1 protein-coding gene is annotated in these 296 nt (G+C 62.2%); it reads left to right on the top strand.

Annotated elements, in window-relative coordinates; genetic code table 11:
• Nucleotides 1-26: 26 nt before the first annotated feature.
• The coding region (locus AC0L2U_RS34795) for a hypothetical protein (protein WP_473603715.1) at nucleotides 27-296 on the top strand (270 nt) is incomplete at its 3' end.

The raw sequence follows: 296 nt of genomic DNA on the forward strand, positions 1-296 counted from the left end.
TGTCAGACACCTATCGCGATGTTCCGTTGGTCGATCTGACCACCTCCTCCGATGCTCCGATCGGAGCTTTTCCGTCAGGCTCGTCCAACCTTCCCGCGGGCGCGGTGCTCGGCGACGACTTGCTGGGCGACGTCCATATTCACAGGGATTACCGGTTGCTGGAGCAGAGCCTGCAGGCCGCCCACCCAGCGCTCGCCGCCCGAACGCGGTTGGTGGATTCCTTGGTCTCCCAGCAACTGCGCCGTCACGACCGGGACCCGCAACCTACATTGCTGTCCATCTATCATCAAAACGAC

The sequence above is a fragment of the Mesorhizobium sp. WSM4808 genome (assembly GCF_055811675.1).